Genomic DNA, 6,949 nt, shown 5'->3' with positions numbered 1-6,949 from the left:
ATCCGCTCATCTCGGAAAGCCGCAGGTACATGATTATAGTTATACTGATGGCCGCTTACCGCCCGGAAACACAATTCATAGCTTAACTGATCCTTCGGCACATAAGCCAGATCGATGCCATGCGGATGCACCCGGTAGATCTGTTCTGAGAGGAATGCTGCCGGAATATCCTGGTAGAAACAAGGCTCCTCACGGTTAACTGCCTGCAGTATTATTTCTGCTGTGTACAAGCCGGGAGGGAAACACCGGATCACCAGGCCGCTCACGTCATACTTCCCGTTTGCCTGATGATCGAGCAGCTGCTGCAGCATCTCTTTTGTACGGTATTGTTCCGGTATGGTGAAGAGCTTATCACTGAGCCAGTCCAGCTGAAATTTACCCGTCTTCTTATACATATCCGGACCATATTGATCCAGCATCTCAGCAAAATACTGGTCCCAGTATGCCTGGTCTTTTACTTTCGATACCGGGCGTTGTGTATCCCAGTTAACCGTTGTGGGATCTCCGTATAAATAGTGCAGGCTGGTGTGCTCTGCATAGGGTTGTGCTTTAGCACTGTGCATGGCTGCTGCTTTATAGAAATGATCCGCCATTTTCTTATCGCCCTGCAGATGATAAACCAATCCCAGTAACCAGTTATTGGTAAAAATGCTTCTTATTTCAATGGATCTTTCCAGCTGGCCTTTAGCTTCGTTCAGCTTGTTCCGGCCAATAAGCGCTTCTCCCACTACACGCAAAGCAAAATATGCCGATGCATTCTTCTGTACTGCAAGCTTCCCCCACTCTATCGCCTGTTCATATTCACCGGTGCGAACAGCACAGAGGGCTGCCTGCTCCATACATTCACCCTCATAGCCCAGTTTCTCCGGCGTAAACGGGATGCCTTTGGCAAATATCTCTTTAGCCTGTGCGTAGGCTTTTTGTTCAAACAGGCAGCTGCCTGCATGAAAATAAGCAGGATAGTAAGCGGGGGCCTTTGTAAATGCTTCTTTAAAGCATTGATAGGCGCCGGAAGCATCTCCCTCCTTTTTCAAACGGATGCCGGTACGGGTTAGTTTAATTCCTTCGGGCGTAACACCTTTAATGAGCACTTCCTGGTTATTCTTCAGTGCTTCATAGATGCGTTGCGGACTAATATTCAGCACATCATAATGGGATGCCTCCACCTTGTAGCAAAAGTCAGGATGAAATGCATTTGCATATTCATGCCACATTAAAAAGGCGTTGTCTGTCTCATACCGCTCTAACGCATCGTAATTGTACAGGGCCGTGATAAGCGTTTGCGGTGAAAATTCAAAACAGGCCAGGTCGTAGAACCACGAGAAAAAATAGGGCGCATTAATGTTCCGGGAAGGCATACTATGCACCATTTCATCATCCTGCCCCCAGGCAGATGCAACGTACCGGATGGTTTCAGTGCCGATGGTTTTCTGAAAATAGCCCAGGTCAATAAAATCAACCGTGGTATTGCCGGTAACATAATACTGTGCCGGCGTACCATAGCTGGCGGCAAGCTTTCCCTGTATGTTCATATTCCCATTCACTACAATAAGGGGTCTGCCAACATGCGGGATCTCCAGGGGCCCGTCAATATGCAGATCTCCCCCGCAATAATAGATGGAACAGTAATCTTCCAGGTATTCCTTTTCACTTTCATAGTTGCTGGCGTAGGAATTATCCTCATCTTCCCAATAGTCAAACAAATTCTCTACGTTCAGTAAGGCCAGCACTTCGTCATAGGAGACTGCTTTTATGCCGTGCTGTTCGAGAAAGCGCTGTGTTTCTTTTTCCTCATCCCCTTCTGTTGCTGCATCGGATCCGTTCTCCAATGTATCTTCATTGTTTTGGGATAATGCTTCAAATGCAGCAGTGCCCATAATGGACCTCAGCGTCACCTTTGCTTCCAGCAGGGGTGATAAGGCCCCGAGGAATGCCTCATCATCCGTTTGCTTTAATGATTGTGCAAAATGGATCGTATGTACCGTTCCTAAAGGATCCGCTGCAAAGATCCTCATCTCATCTCCCTTAATGATCATGCCTAATACCCAGCAGGCCCTTGAAAAGAAGCCTTTTTCCGCTTCCAGCAGCTCAAATTTACAGCGGTAAAAATTCTGGTAAAAGGTTAAAAAGTTATACAGGTTGTTGGCATTCTGCCCTTCTGCATTAAAAGCATAAACGGTGCATATAAGATCATCCTTGCTAAAGAAAAGGGAGCCTTTTTCGAGCCAGAAATCAACGAATGCTTCCGGCATCTGAAAACCGGCAGTGGTTTCCATTTCTTCAATATTCTCTTCGCTTACAGCCACAACCTCACGCTCCTGCGGAGCATTTTCTTCCAGGTATGCGGCCGCTGCCAACAGATCATTATACAAATGGGGTGGTATGGTAAACCCGGCTGGTTCAGTATGGGCTTCTTCCGCAAGCTCCGTATATCCTTTCCTGGTTTTTTCAGCGATCAGCTTTTCAGCTGCTTTCCTGCACTCCTCTTCTGAGGTATATTCCTTGGTTTGCGTTTGTCCCTGTGTGCCGGCTTTACCAAAATAAACTGTAAACCGGTTGCCGGTAATTTCAATGTCCCAAAACTTATTTGATTGTCCGTCCTGGTAAATAAATCTCCTTCTCATGTAACTATTTTTACGCCACTGTTCCTGTTATTGCCTGGCTAACAATTTTATTTTACTACTTGCAGTTATGACAATTATAATGGAGGGGCCGTTTGTGGGTCAAGATAATACAAAAGATGATATTTTAAAATATTTCAATATAAATTTAATACCGTAACGGTAAAGCATAAGTGATAACGGCGTTAATTAAAATAAAGAAGTTTGCACGTATATTTACGCAAAATGTACTGAATGCACAACCAAGGAATGAAAAGAGCGATCTTTCTAATCGCTTCTTTTCTATTGCTCCGGCCATTTGTTTATGCCCAAACACCTAGTAAGATAGATAGTTTGACCCAGGTCATCCAAAATGCAAAAACCGATACCGCCCGGATCACCGCCCAGAATAATATAGCAAGGGAATACCTGATGCAAAATGATTCTGCCCACGCATTTCAGGCTGCCTATAGCGCCCTTGCACTATCAAAGAACACTGTTTCCCTGATCCATAAGGCCCGCACAGACCAGATCCTGGGGTATTTGCACACGGTATTAATTCATGCGGATAGCGCCATATACTATAACGATAAGGTAGTTTCCCAATTGCAGGGGCAAACGACCCCGCAGGCCATAAAATATACGGTATATGCAGTAAATAACCTGGCAACAATCTATGCTACCAACGGAAATATTAAGAAGTCCGCTGAGCTGCTGATCTCCAACCTGCCAAGATTTGAAAAGATCCAGGATCGTTTGGGCTATGAAACCACGCTCATGAATATTTCAACAAGCTTTAGCAACCTGGGCGCATTCCAGAAAGCATACCCCTATATGCGGGAAAGTATTACCCTGGCAGAGCGTGAAAATAACCCTCCTGAACAAAAGTTTGCCTCTTACCTCAATGGTATCTGGATCATGTATAGTATGGATAGCCTGACCAGGATGAAGGAATATATGGACAGCATGAAAGTTTGTCTTGATAAGATCGGACATCCCATTCCCTTCTCCGGCAGATATTATGCATACGCGGCCCGTTATTATATAGGAGTTAATAAACTGGATGAAGCGGAGGCCATGCTGTCCAATGCAATGAAAGAGCTGAAAACATTCGACATCCGGAGCAATTACTATGACGTTTACTTTTCAAAACAGGAGCTTGCAATTGCCAGGAAAAACTACCGGGAGGCAAGAGAGGTGGCATTCTTTTTATATAAAATAGCCCTTGAAGACGAGCATAATGAAATCATCCTTGGCTCATCAAAAGACATAGCAGATCTTTCTGAAAAGCTGGGGGATTATAAAACCGCTTACCAGTATTTAAAAAAACACAGCACTTATGGGGATAGTGTAAAGTATAATCAAACGATCCTGGAAGTACACGATATTGAAACAAAATATAAGACTTCCGAAAAGGAGAAACAAATTGCCAGGCTGCAGGTTGAAAAACAGCAGGTGCTGCTAAAGAATAAAGATCAGCTGCTGCTCAACTGGCTGCTGGGCGTGGGTGTGGGCGCGCTGCTGCTCATCACGGTGTTCCTGATCTATATTTACCGGAACAGCAAAAAACAAGCGGAGCTGCAGCTCCGGGAAGTAGAACAGCAGCAGGAGCTCAGGCTTACCCAGGCTATGCTGGAAGGCGAGGAACGGGAACGCACACGTGTAGCGCGCGACCTGCACGACGGACTTGGCGGGGCCTTGTCTGGTATTAAGCTGAAGCTTTCGGGGCAGCATAAAAATAATACGCCGGTTACAGATGAGATCCTTCTTCAGCTGGAGGATTCTATAGGAGAATTGAGACGCATTGCCCGGAACCTGATGCCGGAAAGCCTGATGCGGCTGGGCCTGGAAACGGCATTGCAGGACCTCTGCGCTGCTATGGCCGACAAAAACAGGAAAATAGAATTCCAGGCAAACGGGATCCGTAAAGAGCTGCCACTGAGCACCCAGATCAATATTTACCGTATTATACAGGAGCTGCTTTCCAATGCCATCCGGCATAGCGATGCTACCAGGATCATTGTACAATGCATCCAGGATAACGAAAATTTCCTGATCACGGTTGAAGATAATGGCAGGGGATTTAATATGGATACTACCCAACACACGAATGGAATAGGTTTGAGTAACATTTATAACCGGGTCCAATATCTCAAAGGCAAAGTAGATATCACCTCTGCCATTGATGAAGGAACTTCTGTAAACATTGAGCTCTATGTCTGAAAATAAAAAAGTGCTGGCTATTGTAGATGATCATCCCATCGTGATCGAAGGCATCAAACATCTGCTGCAAACCGATCCGCAGTACACTGTGCTGAGTTTTGTTAATGCAGCCAGCTTTCTGGCCTTTATTAAGGAAAACAGCGTGGACATCGTTTTACTGGATATTACGCTGCCGGATGGGAATGGCGTAGACCTGTGCAAACAGATCAAAACGCTGATGCCGGGAGTATGCGTGCTGGGAATGAGCAACCTGGCCGAGCGAAGTACAGTATTGAACCTGTTGCAGAACGGCGCTACGGGATATATGCTGAAAAGCGCGCCTGCAGAAGAGATCCTTAACAGCATTGCCTTAGCTCAGCGCGGCGAAACGGTGCTTAGTCCTGAAATAAAAGAGCTTATTATTGATGCGCTGGTAAAAGGCACAAAGCCCCTGCCCACGCTTACCAAAAGGGAAAAACAGCTGCTGCAATTACTTGCGGAAGGCAAAACAACGGCTATGATCGCAGATGAATTGTATTTAAGCCGCTACACGGTTGATACCTATCGCAAAAACCTGCTGCAAAAATTTGAGGTAAAAAACACCGCCGAACTTTTGATGTTAATGGTACAGGAAAAGCTGCTTTAGCCACCCAAGCCTGCATACCTCCTATAATTAGGAGGGTAAAAATGACTGTTTACAGGTATTGTCCCGGGCAGCACCCCCATTTACCTTTGCGTTAATTAATCACCTTTAACACAAGGAAATGGAAACTAAAAAAGCAAAACGCATCATTCTTTGTTTGTGCCTGGTTACAATGATCAGCTTTATATTTACCGGCTGTAGCGACAAAGACGATCCCAAACCCAGTAAAATATCTATGAAATTCACCCTTACTGTAACAGGCGCTACTTCAGATGACCAGGTCGATTTCGCGGTAGGCGGGGGAAATCATGATGCCAGCCAATATGGCTCCGCTATCTGGAAAGTAAACGGACAATCACAGGGTAATGAAACTACGATCCTGTTAGATGAGAAAAAATTTACCGGCAGCACTAAAACATATATCGTTGAAACTATTAACCCGCTTGATTTTGGCAGTCTGAGTGTGGGTTATTCCAATGCAGAAGGCGGGGGTCCCATCACCATCAGCTATAAGGCTGAAATAGGTGGTAAGGTGGAAACGAATGTCGAGAATCTGGTAGTTGCTGTGGGCCAAAGCGAAACTAAGAATTTTGCATACCAGGGGAAATAATAATTTATTTAAGCTCCGCCTTACCTAAACCTAAAGCGCAAGTAGATCTTGCGCTTTTTTTTGCGATCTGCATTTGCTTTGGCACTTCATGAAGCAACATGTATTTTATTATACAGCTAGCCCGTTACTTTTAAAGCTTGAATAAGTCCATCTTTTATATCAAAATGAAATTTTAAGATAATTGGGCTTCCATCGAATGTTCCTGAACACTCTGCAGATAAAACGCTTGTTTTACCTTCATGAGCTATTGACAGAGGCTTCATTACCGATTTGTACTTTTTATTTGATCCGTCGATCCACTCCTGGATAGCCTTCCTTCCAGTATACGTTTTTCCTTCGTCAAACACAACGGCTGTTTCAGAAAAACAGTTAGCATAAGCTAAACTGTCGAATTTGTTTTGAGCTGTTACTAGGTCAGCTATTACTTTTGGTAAATTCATGATTTGTTATTGTTTTTTAAATTGTTGGTAGTGTGCCGCCATCGATAACGAATTCAGTCCCTGTTAAATAGTTCGCTCCCGGAGAAACCAGAAATCCAACCAGTTCAGCTACTTCTTCGGGCTCGGCCGGCCTTCCGAAGGGTATTCCACCCAGGGCATCTATAACGCTTTGTTGAGCCTCCTCAATAGAACAATTTGAACTCTTAGCAATCCGTTCCAGAAAATATTTAACGTTTTCAGTCCTGATCCATCCTGGGGAAACTGTCAGCACCCGTACCCCTTTAGAAGCCACTTCTTTCGACAACCCCTTGCTGTAATTGATCAGGCCAGCTTTAGCTGCCGCATATGGAAGCGTTGCATCATACAAGGGAAGCCGTCCCTGGATAGAAGCAATGTGAATGATCACCCCGTTCTCCTGCTCAAGCATTTGCGGTAAAAATCCACGGTCCAATCT

At 44.9% G+C, this 6,949-nt stretch carries 6 protein-coding genes; 3 read left to right on the top strand and 3 right to left on the bottom strand.

All coding sequences use genetic code 11. The features are described from left to right. Nucleotides 1-2,624 (bottom strand): WGR domain-containing protein (locus VIM87_RS18070; RefSeq protein WP_331998352.1); only part of this gene is annotated, 2,624 nt, incomplete at its 3' end. 330 nt (nucleotides 2,625-2,954) lie between these two features. Here VIM87_RS18070 and VIM87_RS18065 point away from each other — a divergent pair. The 3 genes from VIM87_RS18065 (at nucleotide 2,955) to VIM87_RS18055 (ending at nucleotide 6,055) form a co-directional block, all read left to right on the top strand. Then, nucleotides 2,955-4,823: a sensor histidine kinase gene (locus VIM87_RS18065; protein ID WP_331998351.1), complete on the top strand. Its 1,869-nt coding sequence runs from the start codon at nucleotides 2,955-2,957 to the stop codon at nucleotides 4,821-4,823. After that, entirely contained in the window at nucleotides 4,816-5,448 is a 633-nt protein-coding gene (locus VIM87_RS18060) for a response regulator transcription factor (RefSeq protein WP_331998350.1), read from the top strand. The genes VIM87_RS18065 and VIM87_RS18060 overlap by 8 nt, the downstream gene beginning before the upstream one ends. A gap of 118 nt (nucleotides 5,449-5,566) precedes the next feature. Beyond that, nucleotides 5,567-6,055 (top strand): hypothetical protein, encoded by a 489-nt coding sequence (locus tag VIM87_RS18055; RefSeq protein WP_331998349.1) that lies wholly within the window; start codon nucleotides 5,567-5,569, stop codon nucleotides 6,053-6,055. A gap of 116 nt (nucleotides 6,056-6,171) precedes the next feature. On the opposite strand, the gene VIM87_RS18050 is transcribed toward VIM87_RS18055, so the two are convergent. Beyond that, nucleotides 6,172-6,495, bottom strand: a complete 324-nt coding sequence (locus tag VIM87_RS18050; protein ID WP_331998348.1) for a nuclear transport factor 2 family protein — start codon at nucleotides 6,493-6,495, stop codon at nucleotides 6,172-6,174. 16 nt (nucleotides 6,496-6,511) lie between these two features. Next, the coding region (locus VIM87_RS18045) for an SDR family oxidoreductase (RefSeq protein WP_331998347.1) at nucleotides 6,512-6,949 on the bottom strand (438 nt) is incomplete at its 5' end.

It is taken from the genome of Chitinophaga sp. (genome assembly GCF_036569125.1).
Classification (GTDB): Bacteria; Bacteroidota; Bacteroidia; order Chitinophagales; family Chitinophagaceae; genus Chitinophaga.
This window is presented reverse-complemented; position numbering and strand designations above follow the sequence as displayed.

Excerpts from the sequence above, each read along its gene's own strand:
- VIM87_RS18050 (WP_331998348.1), bottom strand. The coding sequence starts at position 6,495 with ATGAATTTACCAAAAGTAATAGCTGACCTAGTAACAGCTCAAAACAAA.
- VIM87_RS18055 (WP_331998349.1), top strand. The coding sequence starts at position 5,567 with ATGGAAACTAAAAAAGCAAAACGCATCATTCTTTGTTTGTGCCTGGTT.
- VIM87_RS18060 (WP_331998350.1), top strand. The coding sequence starts at position 4,816 with ATGTCTGAAAATAAAAAAGTGCTGGCTATTGTAGATGATCATCCCATC.